The organism is Limosilactobacillus balticus (assembly GCF_014145615.1).
GTDB classification, from domain to species: Bacteria; Bacillota; Bacilli; order Lactobacillales; family Lactobacillaceae; genus Limosilactobacillus; species Limosilactobacillus balticus.
Window position 1 is genome coordinate 83261 of record NZ_JACIVH010000076.1, and the last position, 14773, is coordinate 98033.

At 35.5% G+C, this 14773-nt stretch carries 16 protein-coding genes, 1 tRNA gene, 1 pseudogene and 1 other annotated feature (1 of these 19 only partly in view); of the genes and pseudogenes, 5 read left to right on the plus strand and 13 right to left on the minus strand.

Annotation, left to right across the window (positions count from 1 at the left end):
• Positions 1–59, minus strand: a sequence feature (ribosomal protein L21 leader region) (it extends 14 nt beyond the left edge of the window).
• 128 nt (positions 60–187) lie between these two features.
• The gene (locus H5S10_RS09895) at positions 188–820 is read right to left on the minus strand and encodes a TetR/AcrR family transcriptional regulator (protein WP_182587630.1); all 633 of its coding nucleotides are present in this window, start codon (positions 818–820) and stop codon (positions 188–190) included.
• 185 nt (positions 821–1005) lie between these two features.
• Here H5S10_RS09895 and H5S10_RS09900 point away from each other — a divergent pair.
• Positions 1006–1079, plus strand: a tRNA-Arg gene (locus H5S10_RS09900).
• A 213-nt stretch (positions 1080–1292) separates the two neighbouring features.
• Positions 1293–1427, plus strand: a complete 135-nt coding sequence (locus H5S10_RS10450; protein WP_259409267.1) for a hypothetical protein — start codon at positions 1293–1295, stop codon at positions 1425–1427.
• Positions 1428–1490: 63 nt separating this feature from the next.
• On the opposite strand, the gene H5S10_RS09905 is transcribed toward H5S10_RS10450, so the two are convergent.
• From H5S10_RS09905 to H5S10_RS09935, 7 genes are all read right to left on the minus strand, one after another.
• Entirely contained in the window at positions 1491–1997 is a 507-nt protein-coding gene (locus H5S10_RS09905) for a hypothetical protein (RefSeq protein ID WP_182586932.1), read from the minus strand.
• A 29-nt stretch (positions 1998–2026) separates the two neighbouring features.
• Positions 2027–3055, minus strand: a complete 1029-nt coding sequence (locus tag H5S10_RS09910; RefSeq protein WP_035156892.1) for a hypothetical protein — start codon at positions 3053–3055, stop codon at positions 2027–2029.
• Complete coding sequence (locus tag H5S10_RS09915) at positions 3045–3932, minus strand: exonuclease SbcC (protein WP_182589428.1); 888 nt, start codon at positions 3930–3932, stop codon at positions 3045–3047. The genes H5S10_RS09910 and H5S10_RS09915 overlap by 11 nt, the downstream gene beginning before the upstream one ends.
• Before the next feature lie 185 nt (positions 3933–4117).
• Positions 4118–4432 (minus strand): metal-sulfur cluster assembly factor, encoded by a 315-nt coding sequence (locus H5S10_RS09920; RefSeq protein ID WP_035156894.1) that lies wholly within the window; start codon positions 4430–4432, stop codon positions 4118–4120.
• 18 nt (positions 4433–4450) lie between these two features.
• Positions 4451–5332, minus strand: coding sequence for an L-serine ammonia-lyase, iron-sulfur-dependent, subunit alpha (gene sdaAA, locus H5S10_RS09925; protein WP_035156895.1), 882 nt, complete (start codon positions 5330–5332; stop codon positions 4451–4453).
• A 22-nt stretch (positions 5333–5354) separates the two neighbouring features.
• A complete protein-coding gene (locus H5S10_RS09930) occupies positions 5355–6017 on the minus strand; it encodes a serine dehydratase beta chain (protein WP_035156897.1) in 663 nt (220 codons plus the stop codon).
• 47 nt (positions 6018–6064) lie between these two features.
• Positions 6065–7102, minus strand: coding sequence for a PTS sugar transporter subunit IIC (locus H5S10_RS09935; RefSeq protein ID WP_052040484.1), 1038 nt, complete (start codon positions 7100–7102; stop codon positions 6065–6067).
• 441 nt (positions 7103–7543) lie between these two features.
• On the opposite strand from H5S10_RS09935, the gene H5S10_RS09940 reads away from it, so the two are divergent.
• Both H5S10_RS09940 and H5S10_RS10605 read left to right on the plus strand, forming a co-directional pair.
• Positions 7544–8251, plus strand: a complete 708-nt coding sequence (locus tag H5S10_RS09940) for a helix-turn-helix transcriptional regulator (RefSeq protein ID WP_182589429.1) — start codon at positions 7544–7546, stop codon at positions 8249–8251.
• 56 nt (positions 8252–8307) lie between these two features.
• Positions 8308–8415: pseudogene (locus tag H5S10_RS10605) on the plus strand (helix-turn-helix domain-containing protein); the annotation flags it as partial.
• A 332-nt stretch (positions 8416–8747) separates the two neighbouring features.
• Here the strand turns inward: H5S10_RS10605 and H5S10_RS09950 are convergent.
• From H5S10_RS09950 to H5S10_RS09965, 4 genes are all read right to left on the minus strand, one after another.
• Entirely contained in the window at positions 8748–9713 is a 966-nt protein-coding gene (locus H5S10_RS09950; protein WP_182589431.1) for an L-lactate dehydrogenase, read from the minus strand.
• A 150-nt stretch (positions 9714–9863) separates the two neighbouring features.
• Positions 9864–11162: a serine--tRNA ligase gene (serS, locus tag H5S10_RS09955; RefSeq protein ID WP_182589432.1), complete on the minus strand. Its 1299-nt coding sequence runs from the start codon at positions 11160–11162 to the stop codon at positions 9864–9866.
• A gap of 317 nt (positions 11163–11479) precedes the next feature.
• Complete coding sequence (msrA, locus tag H5S10_RS09960; protein ID WP_182589433.1) at positions 11480–12001, minus strand: peptide-methionine (S)-S-oxide reductase MsrA; 522 nt, start codon at positions 11999–12001, stop codon at positions 11480–11482.
• Positions 12002–12016: 15 nt separating this feature from the next.
• A complete protein-coding gene (locus tag H5S10_RS09965; protein ID WP_182589434.1) occupies positions 12017–12868 on the minus strand; it encodes a MetQ/NlpA family ABC transporter substrate-binding protein in 852 nt (283 codons plus the stop codon).
• Positions 12869–13356: 488 nt separating this feature from the next.
• On the opposite strand from H5S10_RS09965, the gene H5S10_RS10455 reads away from it, so the two are divergent.
• Positions 13357–13482 carry a hypothetical protein gene (locus H5S10_RS10455; protein WP_003664033.1) on the plus strand — a complete coding sequence of 42 codons (126 nt, stop codon included), beginning with the start codon at positions 13357–13359 and terminating at the stop codon, positions 13480–13482.
• 69 nt (positions 13483–13551) lie between these two features.
• Here H5S10_RS10455 and H5S10_RS09970 read toward each other — a convergent pair whose 3' ends face one another.
• On the minus strand, positions 13552–14733 hold the full coding sequence (locus H5S10_RS09970; protein WP_182589435.1) for an aminotransferase class I/II-fold pyridoxal phosphate-dependent enzyme: 1182 nt from the start codon (positions 14731–14733) through the stop codon (positions 13552–13554).
• Positions 14734–14773 lie beyond the last annotated feature (40 nt).

A 14773-nucleotide genomic window follows, 5' to 3' on the forward strand; every position in this document is an offset into this window, starting at 1 on the left:
TCGCCGTACTAAGCAGCTAAATAAGCTTTAGACTTAATAACGTGCGGTTGTAGTTGTTGGTTCACAAATACAACGTTTGTATAATATCAAATATTATCCTCTTCGTCAACCACAATCTATACTTTTATAACTAAAAAGAGACTCTGAAAAGATAATTTTTCAAAGCCTCTTTATCTTGTAGTAGCTACTAAATTTTTTCTAAAGTTCCTTCTAATTCACCATCAAAAAAATTAACCAAAGAAACATTTTCGCCACTAAAATGATCCAACATTTTTGCCACGCTTTGTGTCATGTAACGTGGAGTATAAATCATGCCATCTTCTAGCCATCGACTTACCAAGCCAAGAAATGCTGAATCAATAAAGGAAATCTGCAAATTAAGCGGGACTTTCAACTGTTGGTTCTTGTTCACTTGCTCATTAAAGTGTGTCATCTCATTTGCTAACCGATTGTAAAGTTGTTCATAAAAGAAGTTATTCTTTTCATTATTTAATAGAACATCAAAAATATCGGCGTTATTTTCGATATACTGAAACGCTTTGCGGAGTGAAAACACCTTTACCGTCCGTTCTTTCGAAAAATTACTATCAATCATTACTTGGTTAAAGAAATCGTCAATAATCTCTTGGATTGCTGACTGAATAAAATCTTGTTTATCCTTATAGTGAAGATAGAAAGTTCCCCGGGTGATGTTGGCAGTTTCAGTAATCTTTTGGACGCTAATATCTTCAAGCTTTTCACGTCTCATCAGATATACAAGAGCTTTACGCAGACTATTACGTGTTTTAATTACACGCGGGTCTGTCTTATTAGCAGCCATTTAACCATCATCCTTCCATCATACAGCTTAAGTCCTTTCTACTTTCGTACTTCTACTGTTTTAAAGTATAGTTGCCATGAAAGCGTTTTGTCAACGAAAGTGCCGGTTTTATCTTAATAAAATAATTATATTAGATTATTACCATTGACAACTTTGTAGTGAAAATTATATACTTAAATCTGTTTGGAGCGGTAGCTCAACTGGATAGAGCATCGGTCTTCTAAACCGAGGGTTGCGAGTTCAAGTCTCGCTCGCTCCATATAAACGTTATTTGTAAAAAGAGGATAGGAAACACTTTTGTTTCCTATCCTCTTTTTAGTTACTCAAATATAAACTTACAGATAATTTTCTAATCTTTCACTTTCATTTTTTAAGTATTTCTTAAATACACCCTCATATGTTACACTTTTGTTGCAAAAATAAACATTTTTCATAATAATGAATATAGAGATTGCTTTTTGAGGTGATTATTATGCTACCATTTTTTATTATTGTTTTAATTTTGGTTGCGTCGGTAATTGGTGAATTTATGTTTGGCAGTCTTAGTAACCAAGAAACTGGAAAACATAGTGCAACTACCAATCGCCTACGAGATCGAAAAGCTTAATCTTATATTCCGTTCAACACGAGAGGCCGAGGAAAAATTCCTCGACCTCTCGCTTTTTTTATTCTAATATTGATCAATCATTGCTTGGTAAGCATCGGAAATCTGATCAGGCGTTAATTGCCAATCGCTAATTCCCATTTTTAGCAAAAGATGCCAAGCGTGCCGGAAACTTTCCTGTTGATGATTAAAATAGGCATTACTCAAAAAGTGTTTGATTGCCAAATACGATTTATTAAGGTCTGCTAACTTTGTAGATCTTTTCGCCTCCGTAATCCGTTGCCAGGCTTGATCATCGAGTACAACCAAGTGTGTCCATTGCATCTTTGCACTATACAATAAGAGTAGCGCTACTGATTCAACATATGATTTTAGCAAATCTTCTTTGTCTGCTTCACTAGGATTAACTACCTTATACCACCCTGCTGCTTCAGCCATATTTGATAACGAAATATCAAGGTCAACAAAAATTGTTTGCTTTCTTGTTTCTGGCCCAATCATTAATTCCTTTTCATCATCAATTTTTAATTCCAAATCGATAATTTGATGAAGCATTTTAGTAATATCTAACATTGCTATGCCTCCACAATAAAATCTGCTACTTATTCTTCCTCATTTGAAGTTGGATCTTCTGATGATTCAGTCGATGATGCTTCTTCTGGAGAGTCAACTTCTGCTATCTCTGCTGTGGCTTGTGATTCTTCATCAATAATCTCCATATGATCTGTTCTCACGGCCAGGGCAGAACGGTTTGCTAAATACCATTCGCGAACTAGGTCGTAATGAAGCAATACATCAAAGAATGAAATTTGCTCATCAGAATCTTTAACTAAGAAGGCCCACTCTTGACTATAATCATCCGGATCAAAAGCAATGTCAAGTTTTGTACCCTGATCTAATAGTAACTCAGCCCCATTGTTCCGTGGCAAATTTATCAACATGTAATCTTCATCAGCAGTTGCAACAAATAAGCGGTCAATTACTGTTAATGGAAGTTCAGGCTTATTCAACATGAAGCGACGATCATTAGCAGTTGCTAAAATACCTAGATCAATCGTGAAATCAAGATCTTTTTGCAAGTATTTAGCAAAATCAATCAAAGGTTTAACCGCATCACGTAATTCAAGGTCAGTATGATGTTTAAGCGCATAAACGATAAAATAATTTACCAATGCGCGGTTATTAAATTGCATTAATTTATCTTCTAAACTTAGGTAGAAAAGTGGTTCATGCTGACTTTGCTCTGTAAAAGCAGCCTCACCACGACTATCGACCTCAAATTTAAAAACAGCTTCACTGCCAATAGCCGCAACAGTTGCTTCAAACTCATGGCTTAATTCATTTTCTGCAACATTAACAGCTACATCACCATGCATTTTTAATAGGCGATCCATAAAAATCAGATAATAATCAGCCGCTTTATAGTGTGGTGGAAAATTAATAAACGCGTTCGCCAAATCCATTTTTGCTAGTTTATTAGTGGCTGATAGCAAATTCTTAGCATCCTTGGTCTGAGCTAACTGATCTAGGAGGTCAACATACTTTTGTCCAAGACTTAAAACATCTTTAAATGAATCAGAAAGAGCCTGGACCCGTTCACTAGGAGAAGTCACGATTCGATTATTGCTCATCGTCGTCCACCTGCTTTCCTTCTGATTCATTTAAACTAGCTAAATAATTAGCATATAAATTGCGATTAGCTAATTCGAAATCTTCAAAGCTGCCAAAAGTATCGATAATACTCTTTTGTTCGTAACTCAAAATTGTATTCTCTTTTGATAAGGACAAGACAACCCGTTCATTATCCTTAATAGTTTGGGCTGCATTACGAGACTCTTCTTCTTGATCCTCTAACTTTTGTAATTGTTCAACCAGTTCCTGGCGACTCTCCTTGTTCCGGCTTGATTCCCAAATACCAGAACGTGAACTAATCTCTTTTAACTGTTCTTGAAGAGCTTCCTTTCGCTCCTCACGTTCTCGTTGATGATCAATTAAATCTTGAAGACGGTCATTTTCACTAGAAATTTTACTAATACGCTCACTATTGTAACGTTTATTGTCACGTGCCAGTTCAAAAGCTGTCCGTAATTTATCATATTCCGTTTGGTCAAAAGAAAAGCGGACATTTAAAACGTCTAATTCACCAAATTGACGTCGATCCCACCAGTTACCAAAATAAATCCGGTAGTGGCCAGTTTGGTATTCTTCATAATAAAAGAAGGGGTAGGTTTTACCCAAATATTTAATTAAGTTTTCACTAAGGTAATTACTTAATTGATCAGCCAAATCATCGACTAGGTTCATTACACCTTTATCATTTGGTTGTTGTTCCCGATGTTCAATCTCTTTAGCATAGCGCTGGTTATCTAGCAATTGGTAAATTTCCCGATCACGATGGTTTGAGATCGCATCATTAAAGCGTCGCAAATACTTTATTTTCGTAATAATTTGTTGATTGATGACTTGAGTAACATCAAGTGAATCACTATTAGTTTCTACACTCGCCATAAGCATGCTCCTTGTCTAAATAACTACCTATTATAATAAATAACTTTACTACCTTTTTTCCACTCTTTTTAAATTTTTTTCAAAAACTTTATATTTTTTGCACGAATCTGGTTTTACAAAGGCAAAAATAAAAGACTTTCCGTTATGAAAAGCCTTTATTTTTCCCATATCCAATTATCTAAATATTAATGAACCCCTAACGACAATTTAGCAAAGCGGCTCATGCGGTCAATCGTCCAAGCAGGTTCCCAGACAAATTCTACATCAACATTTTTTACCTCTGGAACCTCTTTTACCGCTTTAACTACCATCTCAGCCAACACATTTGTTAACGGGCATCCCATTGTCGTTAGCGTCATTTCAATCAAACATATTCCATCATTATCGAGATCAATTGTATAAACAAGACCCAAATTAACAATATCAATATGAAGTTCGGGATCAATGACTGTTGCTAATTGTTGGACAATATCATCTTTAATTGATTGTTTGTCTCTCATAAGTCTTACCTACTTAAATTAAGCATTATCACCAAATATTTTTGCACGTATTGCTTGGCCTGTAGGAGTTCCCGCTAAGCCGCCAAGTCCTGTCTCCCTTAATGTTTCCGGAAGTCCATGACCTACTTTATCTAACGCTTCAATACATTCATCAGCTGGAATAACGCTTACGCAACCTGCTAATGCCATATCTGCAGAAAGCAATGCATTACCTGCACCAATTGCATTTCGCTTAACACAAGGAACTTCAACAAGCCCTGCAATGGGATCACAAACTAATCCTAGGAGATTTGCAATCGCCATAGCAAGCGCTTGAGAACTTTGCTCCGCTGTGCCACCAGCAACTTCTACCGCCGCGGCTGCACCCATCGCAGAAGCACTTCCAACTTCTGCCTGACATCCACCAGTCGCACCGGCTATCCCAGCGTGATTTGCTATTACCATACCTAGGCCACCTGCAGTAAATAAAAACCGAACCATTTGTTCTTCATCTAATTTCAATCGATTTTCAAGCATGAAAATAATACCAGGTAAAGTTCCTGCAGAGCCGGCTGTTGGTGTAGCACAGACTATGCCCATAGATGCATTGACTTCATTTGTAGCAATAGCATCTTGAATTGCTTCCATCATGGAATCACCAGAAAGCGAACGATGTTTTTTGCGATACTCTTTAATTTTAACGGCTTCTCCTCCCGTTAATCCTGTTTTTGAAAATACTCCCTCCCCTTCTGAGCCTTTTTTTACAGCAGCACGCATCGTTTGTAAATTACGCTTCATTTTATCCCAAACTTCATGACGTGGCAAACCTGATAAATTACATTCTTGCTCAATGATTAATTCCGAAATAGGTTTTCCTGAGTCCATTGAATCTTTTACAATCTCTTTGATACTGTCATACATCGTGAACACTCCCCAATTAACCTTATAAGCAAATAATATTTTCAAATTTTTCTTTTAATTCTTTAACTACTTTATCTTGTATATAGTTTTTTATATCGTATTCATATATATCACAGTCTTCTCCCTGTAACACTTGTTTACGACTAAATGGAGCAACCTTTTCAAGTTCAGTAGTAACAGGAATAGCATTCTCATGTTTCTTTTCTTTATCTACAAAAATAATAATCGGCAATGGACCAGATGGTTTAACTTCAACATCATGTAATACAAAATCTCTAATTTCGATTGCACCACCACCAATTGAGCATCCTGAAATTCTAGCCTTTTTACCCGGTGCACTCATCTCTAAGACTGCTGTATTAGGGTGATGGATAGGACTTTCTCCAGGTTCTTCAACAAACCGAATATCTATTCCATTTTCTTTAGCAATTTCAGGAGCATTAGGCACACGTGGATCGTCTGTAGCAAAGCCCATTACTCCGGCTGCAATGGCATAATCTGTACCATGTCCTCTATGAGTTTGAGCAAATGATCCATAATAATGAACAGTAACTTTCTTAGGAGTTTCCCCAAACAATTTATTTCCTGCTTGACCAATTGCTACAGCTCCCGCTGTATGTGAACTAGATGGTCCGATCATAATAGGGCCAATAATATCAAAAACGCTTCTATAATTTGCACTCATTTTTTAGTCCTCTTTTCTATCATCTAAAACAATCAGTAATAAAAGCATTATCTTTCTTTAACAATGTCACCTTTACGAATTTCAGAAACGGTATGAATTTTGAAGTTTCTAAATACCCAGTGACCGATATAAGCCCAAATAGTACTATTTATAAGAATTAAAATTACTGCTTCTAATGTCTTCAACCATGGGTTCATTCCAAACACAACAATTAGTCCAGCCCAAGGGGTAGCCATTCCAGTAACTCGAACTACTAATCCAAAGGCCGTGACTATAATTCCATTAACTGCTCCTGCAACCAAATTAGTTAGAAAAATCGGAATTGGATTAGCAGAAATTATATCTAATTGTGTTAAAGGTTCAATAGTGACAGCAATTGTAGTCGCTCTATCACCAAATTTCATCAATCTGAAAAATGAGAAATTCAAGAATGAATTACCTGTACATCCCAAAGCCCCAATAGCCATTGGAACACCTAGTAAATTAATCAAGCTAGTCAATACCATCGAAGATAATGGAGTCATTCCGACTAACGGAATGATTCCTCCTAAGATAGCTCCCATTACCCATGGATTACTGTTTTCTGCTTGTTTTATTGATCCTCCGATTACTTGCAGAATTGCCATAACTCCTGGTTGAATTAAAATTGCAATTCCATTAGCAAGTAATGGAGCAATTAAGATAACTACAATCAAATCAAGTCCACCGGTAACACGTTTTTCGATTTCTTTAACAAGAAAAGAAATCAAATATGCAGCAATAAATGCAGGAAGTAATTTAAATTTAATTAAAGAAATACCAATAATCATTGAAAAAACGGGACTAATACCAAAAGCTAATGGTACTAACGCTCCAGCAGCCAAGCCACCCATCGATCCCATGATATTACCAACTTGTTCAGCAAATTGAACATGGAAGACCTCACCAATTGCGTAACTAAGAAATGCTTGTGGCAAGAATGTGGCACATGCAGCACCTGATAATGCACTTACTGATTGTTTACCGTGAGGAGCCTTAAACGTAAACAAACTCATTGCAGCAATAACCAGGAAGAGCATTACAACACCTATAAGAATAGATAACATATGCTTAACCTTCTTTATTTTTTATTAATAATTAATTACCGGTGACGTCTCAATCCAGAATGATAATAAATTATTATTACGATAATAGTATATCGTGTTGTTGTGAACTTGTAAACGCTGTTAATAAAATTTAATCACATATAATTTTTATTCTCACACATGATAATAGCTTAATATCGTGCAATACATCGTATTTGAGGCAATAAACATTTTCTTGTTAAAGTTTTTTCAAATAATTTTTTATTATCCATAACGATTTATCGAAGTGATAATTTTCAGTTATAGAAATTGCTTTTTTTATTAAAAAGAGCTAAAATTAATTAATTTAATTTCATATATTAATATATTTTTTGTCAGATAGGATGATGGCTCCCCCCCCCCCATCATTTTTAAGTTGTTAATCATAAAATATTTTTTAATTTAAAGAAAGAAGTATCAATCATGTCGAACGAGAAGATTAAAGACTATATAAAAAGATATATTCCACTAGCTGATTTTATAGCTGATATATTGGGTCCCAATAGTGAGGTCGTTTTAAATGATGTCACTGATTTAGATCACGCAGTTGTCTATATTAAGAACCCAACAATAACTAATCGTAAAATTGGAGATCCTGCTTCAAATTTCGTTTTAAAAATAATGAAAGACGGAATTGGTGATGACACAAATTATATTGCTAATTATTCTGGCAAATCTAAAATTCATCCTCATATAAGAGCTTCTACTTTCTTTATTAGAAAGCAAAAAAAAGTTGTAGGGATGCTTTGTATAAATATTGATCAAGAACCTTTAGAAAAGCTCGCTAAGCAAATAGATGAGTTCAGAAAATTATTTGAAGTTAAGACAGCACCTATTGGAGAATTTAAAAATCATAATTCAAATAATCCACAGCCAACTACTGTCTCTGAAAACTTCAATAATTCTGTAAATTCTTTAGCTAATAATGCTGTGCAAAGAAAAGAAAAAGAACTTGGTATCACTGTTAAATATTTTCAACAAGAACAAAAGATTGAACTTATTAAAGATTTATATGAAGAAGGCTATTTCTTACTAAAAGACTCTATTAAAGTCATTGCCGAATATCTTGATAGTTCAATACCAACAATTTATCGTTATTTAAATAAAGTAAAACAATCAAGCACTAAATAAAAAAGCTTCTATTTAACCGTATTCCCAGAGTTGAAAATCAGCTCTGAGGGTATTTTATGACCAAAATTAGTGTTAATACTAAGATTAAAGCTGTTGAAGAGTATGCCGACGGGACAGCTAGCTTAGCTGCTATAAGAATTAAATATGGAATCGCTCAACTTGATTTAAACTCACTTCAGCAATTAGCTAAATAGTTACATCTACTGGTTATCATCTTCACACTGATCGAGAATGGCATTCTCAACATCGAGCTTGGCGAAAGCTGCTTCAAAAAGGATAAGTTAATAAAGTATGTCACATAAGTCAAGAGGAATTAAGCCAAGCAATTAACAAACGGATTCACTTTTATAATGAACGCCATATTCAGATAAAACTAGGCAACTAAACTCCACTGTAATATGAGCAGAATCTAGTTGCCTAGAAAAAGATTTATTCAATTTCAAAGTAAGAATATACAAGTTTCAACTTTAAGGGTATATCATTTTAGGAAGCTTTTTTATTTAGTATCCAGATTCAAATCATTCAGTGCATTCAATGTAGTCTTTTTAAGGGTGCCAACAGTTTTTCTCATTGCGTTTTTCTCAGTACTATTTAAGGGTACTTCTATAACCCTTTCTATACCATTAGTACCCATAATGGCTGGTGTTCCAACAAAAACATCATTATAACCATATTGTCCATTTAAATAACACCCAACTGTTATCATTTCATGTTCATTTCTTAAAATAGCTTTAACTATTTTCATAATTGCCGTTGCAACGCCATAATAAGTAGCACCTTTTTTATCTATAATTTGATATGCTTTATCCCTAACAGATTTTTCAATATTGTATAAGTCTGTTAAAGTCAATCCATTTTGTGAAATTAGCTTTAATAAAGGTATACCTCCAATCTTAGCAGCTGAATAAGCAGCAAATTCAGAATCACCATGCTCTCCTAAAATATTAATATCTACATTCTTAGGATTTATTTCAAATTTTTTTGATAATGCGATTTTTAATCTAGCTGAATCTAAAGAAGTTCCTGTTCCTATAACTCGTTCTGGAGTAAAACCTGATTGCTTCAAAACAGCATAAGACATAATATCGACGGGATTAGCAGCTACAATAAAAATACCATCAAATCCACTTGCAATTACTTTATCTGTAATAGAAGTAATGATCTTAAAATTTTTAGTAACAAGTTGCAACCTACTTTCACCTGGCTTTTGTGGCGCTCCCGCACAGATAACTACTATATCGGCATCTTTACATGTATTATAGGTTGCAGCAGAATAAATCTTTATGTTTTCTAAGTATGGAATCGCATCTTCTAAATCTAGGGCATCTCCTTCTGCTTTCGACAAAGTATGATTTATTATTGCTAACTCTCCCACTATTCCTTGATGAAGTAATGCATAAGCGAATGAAGACCCCACAGCACCATCACCGATTAAAACAACCTTCCGATGGTTATTTTTCATTCTTATCCCTCCTGAGTCAAATAAATTTATAAACTACACATATAACTATATCAGCTCGATAAAAAAATGTCATCACGATATTTTTTTATCAAAAAAGGCCTAGTTAATAAAAACTAGGCCTTTTTAATATGAGAATATTTAAATACTTAACTATTTATTACGGAATGGAACCGCATTTTCTTTAGTAATTTTTGTGACTCCATGCATGTATGGAACTAAAATTTCAGGAATTGTAACTGAACCATCTTCATTTTGATAATTTTCAAGAATAGCAGCTACTGTACGTCCAACAGCGAGCCCAGATCCATTTAAGGTATGAACATATTGTAATTTTCCATTTTCATCACGGAACTGAGTGTGCATTCGCCGAGCTTGGAAATCAAGACAGTTAGAACAACTTGATACTTCACGATACTTATTTTGTGCCGGCATCCAAAGCTCAATATCATGTGTCATTGAAGCTGTAAAGCTCATATCACCTGTAGTTAACGTTATTACATGATAAGGTATATTAAGCTTTTTAAGGATATTTTCCCCATTAGCTGTCATCCTCTCTAATTCATCCCAAGAATCTTCTGGACGAGTATACTTAACCATTTCAACTTTATTAAATTGATGCATACGAATTAGTCCACGTGTATCACGCCCAGCAGCTCCCGCCTCTGAACGATAACATGGTGTTAATGCAGTCACGTATACTGGAAGTTCCTTAGCAGGGATCACTTCTCCTGAATAATAATTGGTTAATGGAACTTCTGCAGTTGGAATAAGAGTCATATCTTCTCCATTTACTCTATATACACTTTCACGGAATTTAGGATATTGGCCCGTTCCATACATAGCAGAAGCCTTGACAATATATGGAGGTATCACTTCTGTATATCCATCCTTCATATGTTCATCTAACATGAAGTTATAAACTGCTCTTTCTAGTTGTGCACCCATTCCAAGATAGTATACAAACCGCGCACCTGAAACTTTAGCTGCACGATCAAAGTCTAAAATTCCAAGGTTTTCTCCAATATCCCAGTGATGTTTAGGTTCAAAATCAAAATGACGAATTTCTCCAACCTTACGTAGCTCCGTCGCTCCGTCTTCAGTTAAACTAACTGGGACTCCTTCATGCGGAATGTTAGGTAAACGAGACATTTTATCATGAAATTCCTCTTCATTTTTTGCTAATTTCTCGTCTAATTCTTTGATTTCGTTATTAATTTCTCGAACCTTAGCAATGGCTTCAGTTGCATCTTCATTTGCTTTTTTAGCATTTCCAATTTGGTCTGAGGCTTCATTACGCTTTGCTTTTAAGTTCTCTGTTTGTTGAAGTAATTCACGTCGAACTGCATCTAAACTCAATACTTCATCAATTTCCTCAGGCTTGACTCCACGAGTAGCTAACTTTTCCTTAAAAAAGCCAGGATCTTTACGAATCTTTTTAATATCTAACATCTGATAATACCTCCTACACAAAAGAGCCATTTCATCCTCAAATATTTTGGGACGAAATGGCTCTTGTTCCGCGGTACCACCCAAGTTTAGCAAAATAAATTACTACACTCTTAGTAGATAACGGTTACTACCGTGTGGAATTACCCACCCACATTTATAAGCACCGGAGTTTCGATCAACAACTCACACCACCCGTTGTTTCTCTGAATGATCTACTTGAAATGCTTTCGTGTTTTATATTTGCGATTATTATATTATACTTTTCAGCTTCTTTCAATAATAATTTATCATTTAAATAATAAATTATTACAAATTATCTATTTCCAATACCTATCAATAAATTGTTGCCGGCCACCAGCTTCTTCTAAGGCAAAACGTTGCGGATCTTTTTTATAAAAGTCTTGATGATAATCTTCTGCTGGATAGAAAGGTTGTGCATCTTCAATTGTTGTTACAATCTTCGCATCGCCAAAACGGCTGCTTTCCTGTAAAGCCTTTTTCGATTCCTCTGCAGTTTTACGCTGCTCATCATTTTTAACGAAAATTACAGGACGATAATTATCTCCCCGATCTTGGAATTGGCCACTTGCATCAGTCGGATCAGTTTGGTGCCAATAAATCTCTACTAAGTCTTTGTATGAAATTTTATCAGGATCAAAAGTAATCTTTACTGCTTCTGTATGGCCTGTTGTTCCAGAACATACCTGCTTGTAGGTTGGATTGACAACATGGCCACCAGTGTAACCTGATTCAACTTTCTCAATTCCCGGATAAGTATCAAACGGCTGGACCATGCACCAAAAGCAACCTCCTGCAAATATCGCTGTGTCTAAACTCATATATATCATCCTTTCTTAATTACGACCATAGATTGGCCATGCTGCTTCTTGTGCACCCTTATATGTCTTGTTAATAGCTTTTTCAGTTTGCTCCGTCTGATATGCTTTTACAATTTCCTTATATACTTTATTATCCTTATTCTTTTCTTGAACCGCAATAATATTAACATATGGTTTTGCAGCTTTATTAACTGGTTCAAGATAAATTGAATCCTTCTTCGGGTTCAACTTTGCTGCTACTGCATAATTTCCATTTATAATTGAGGCATCAACCGAACTTAATGCTCGCGCGGTCGTTGCCGGATCAACCTCTTTAAATTGTAAATGTTTAGGATTACTTACAATATCTTTTAAAGATGGCTTAATTCCACTTCCTTTCTTTACTCTTATCAAGCCCGCCGACTGCAAGACATTTAAGCCTCGTCCAAGCGTTGTTGGTTCATTAGGAATTGCAATTGTTGCTCCCTCAGGAAGATCTTGAATTTTTTGATACTTTTGGGAATAGATTCCTAATGGTGAAATCACAGTATTTCCAATTGATGTTAAATGTGCGTTTTGCTCTTTATTATATGATTCAAAATAATAACGCGTTAAACATGAGTGCATGTCAATTTTACCTTCCTTTAACGCAACGTCTGGTTGAACATAATCATCGAAAACAACATACTCAATATTGATTCCTTGTTTCTTCAATCTTTTACGAACATTATCCCAGACTGGTTCCGAATCTGTTCCTACTAAGCCTAAACGAACAGTTTTGGTTGAAGTTTTATCCAAGTGTTGGTGAATAATACTACCAATCCCAACCACCACAATAATTACTAAAATACTAAAAATAATCAATCCTGTTCTTCTCTTGCGTTTCATTTTCTTCCTCCTTTGCCAGAAAAGAAAAACGTCCCTAAGAACAACTCAATCATGTTCTTAGGGACGTTAATAACGTGTTACCACCCTGTCTTCAGTACAAAAGTACCCTCAATTCTAATCTCAGCTTGAAATTAGAAGCATAGATAACGGCTGCTACCCCGTAGAGAATTTGCTTTTAAACTAAGTTCATCCTCTCAATTAACCAAAGACCATCTTCATTATTTCGTTTCCTGCCATTTCTCAGCTCCTATGGCTCTCTGTATTGGTCGTAAAATAATTACTCATCTTTTCTAACGTAATTTTAATTTATTTTTAATTATACTAACAACAGACGCTACATAAGTCAATATCTTTCTAGAAGTTTTCCTGTACACAATTATGATAATTGCATTTTTGATAGACTGAACTATAATATTAGTAACAGTTATTTTATTTTTGTTAATAACTGTTATTGTTGAAGCGTTTCAGAAAAAGAGGCGAAGTTATTTATGGCACTTAGTAAGCAAGAACGTAAGGAAATGGCTCGTAAAGCTATGGAAAAGCGTGGCAGCAAGAAGCCAGATGGTTCTGGTTTTGCAAAGATTGATGCTGACGCCAAGAAACTGAGCGAATAACTCTTTTGAAGCAATTCACTTATACATTTAAAGAGACAGAGATGTATTAACACCCCTGTCTCTTTTCTTTTAGGCATTATTTTTTGCTTGCTTACAAAACTCTGTGAGACGGTCCATCCCCTCTTTAATCTGCTCAAGACTTGTAGCATAACTAAAGCGAAGATATCCTTCTCCACCCTTACCAAAGTTTGATCCAGCTGTTACAGCAACCTTGGCTTCATTGGCAAGTTGATAAATTAACTTATTATCATCCTGATTAAGGAATGACGGAATCTTGGCAAAAATATAAAATGCACCCATTGGTTGACTACATTCAAAGCCCATCTCTGTAAGCCGCTTATACATATAGTCACGCCGTTTAATATATTGAGCGTCCATTTCCTTTGTTGCTTCATCCCCAGCCTTTAGAGCGGCCTCTGCAGCGTCCTGAACAAATGTCGCGATATCCGTTACAGCAAATGCATGAACCTTGAACAGCAGATCGGTCACTTTAGCTGGTGCACAAAGGTAACCAATTCGCCAACCAGTCATTGCATAGGACTTAGAAAATCCATTTGCTAAGATTGTCTGATCTGGCATAATTTTAGCCATGCTTGAGTATTCACCGTCATAGTTTAGTTCACTATAAATTTCATCACAGATTGCAAAAATCGGCTTGTCCTTAATTAAGGCTGCCAACTCATTCATTTCTGCTTGAGTATAGGCAATTCCAGTCGGGTTAGAAGGATTAACGAAAACAACTCCCTTTACTCGATCACCATATTTATCTAGATAATGTTTAAGAAGGGCGGGCGTTAGTTTAAAACCAGTCTTGGATGTATCTACTTCTACTGGCGTCCCTCCAGCAATCATTACATCAGGCGTGTAGATTGAAAAAGTAGGCGTTGGAACTAAAATTATATCTCCGGGATTAGTAATTGCAGTAATTGCAACAGAAATCCCTTCCGTTACGCCGTTTGTAACAAGAATCTCTGTTGTAGGATCATACTGAAGGCCATATTTATTAGCCAATGTATCGGCAATTGCTTGACGTAATCCCACTGTACCACGTTGGGGAGCATAGTGCGTCCGATTGTTTTCAATACTCTCTATTCCGGCCCTCTTAATATATTCTGGTGTATCAAAATCAGGTTCACCAATTGTAAACTTAATAATTCCTGGAATTTTTGAAACGTACTGAGAAAAATCAAATACTTTCAACGTCGGAACATCATTTAAGATCTTCCGCATATGTTCACTCATTTCAACCATTTTACTTAAGATCCCCTTTTTTACTAACTACATATTTTAT